At 61.4% G+C, this 1551-nt stretch carries 2 protein-coding genes; one reads left to right on the forward strand and one right to left on the reverse strand.

All coding sequences use genetic code 11. The features are described from left to right. The coding region (locus tag ABX749_RS32450) for a hypothetical protein (RefSeq protein ID WP_372899684.1) at positions 1–815 on the forward strand (815 nt) is incomplete at its 5' end. A gap of 155 nt (positions 816–970) precedes the next feature. Here the strand turns inward: ABX749_RS32450 and ABX749_RS32455 are convergent. Then, entirely contained in the window at positions 971–1276 is a 306-nt protein-coding gene (locus ABX749_RS32455) for a hypothetical protein (RefSeq protein WP_372899685.1), read from the reverse strand. Between the last annotated feature and the right edge of the window lie 275 nt (positions 1277–1551).

Here is a 1551-nt window from a genome sequence, read left to right on the forward strand (position 1 = left end):
CGATGACTGAATCGGCCGGGGGACAGATCAATTCCGCCGGACCGATCTCCGTCGGCGGCGCAGTGAAATTCCGAGCCCCTGACGGCGTGACTCCCGTCGTCGGCAATTCGTTCGTGCTGATGAGCGGTTCAGCGATCACCGGAACCTTCACAAGCGGTGACTTTCCCACCCCGCCCCTGGGCAGCGACTGGGACCTGTCGGTCGGTCCGACCGAGGTGCGTTTGACATTGGTCGATCTGGGACAGGTCGGCCCGCTGGCGATCGGCGACGGATCCGCCAGCCCCCAACACTCTCGCATCACAAAGATTGATGTCGCATTTGACGGCTTGGTCGACATCGATCCCGGTGCGTTCGAAGTCCGTAAACGCGATCCCGAGGGCGGTGTGGTGGCGACATCGTTTGTCGTCAACACCGACCCGCAAGGCAATTCGGTGGCGACGTTGACATTCAGTGGCGCGCTGACCCGTGGACTGGATGCGGCGTTGGTCGACGGCAACTACCAGTTGACCATTGATCCATCGAAGGTGCGTCGCGCGGGGACGTCGGTGACGCTTGACGGAAACAACGACGGTCTGCAAGGCGGTGATTACAGCTACGGCACGTTGGCCACGGATGATTTCTTCGCGCTCTACGGAGACAGCGACGGTGACCGCGACGTGGACGGCCAGGACTACGGACGCTTCGGATTGACGTTCCTAAAATCCAGCGGCGATCCCGGATTCAATCCCGCCATGGACAGCGACGGAGACGGTGACGTGGACGGTCAAGACTACGGCCGATTCGGTCAGCGGTTTCTGAAAATGCTGCCGTTCTGATCACCGGTCTGGCTGGATCGTTCTGGCTGGATCGTTCTGCCGATCGATTGGGAAGTCGTGTGGAAAGAAGGCAGAATGATTCGGGGCAGAATGATGTGGTGGGGAGGAAGTTGGTGGGGTGAAATCGCGGGTCAGGGGGCCGGTTGTCCGGGCGCTTATTCAGTTGCCGGGTCCACCGGAACCAGTCGGACTTTGATTTGGGTGTGCGGGCCGCCGCGCCAAATGCGTTGCGTCACGGCGGGGCGGTAACCGTCGGCAGTCACTCGAAAACGCATCACGGAGAATCCGCTGGTCCGCGGCCAACGCAAGCGTCCGGCTGTCATTTCCCGTTTCAAATTGTCGCGCCATCGCACCGTCGACCTGCCCGACTCATCTGTCGACAAGGAGCCCGGGGTGACGGTGAAATCGGAGATCGGTTGGGAGCTGACCGAGTCGACGACGACACCATCAATCAGCCACATCGAACGAGTCGCCGCATCGACCGATTCCACCGGGGGAAGCTCCTCGGCAGTGACTCCGACCGCCCCCAACGTGCAAAACACAGCGAGCAGCAGGCATCGAGCCCACAGCCCCGACGGGTAACGCGGTGAAGCATGACGAATTCTCGCGAAGCAAGGAGGGAAGGTGACAATACCAGGTCGCAGTATAGGACCGCCGGCGCGGGTCGGCAAGCATTGCCCATCGCCGCATCCGATTCTCAGAGCCGGTACCAGACGGTATCCTTAGCATGGTCGGA

The sequence above is a fragment of the Stieleria sp. genome, from assembly GCF_041595215.1.
Lineage (GTDB): Bacteria > Planctomycetota > Planctomycetia > Pirellulales > Pirellulaceae > Stieleria > Stieleria magnilauensis.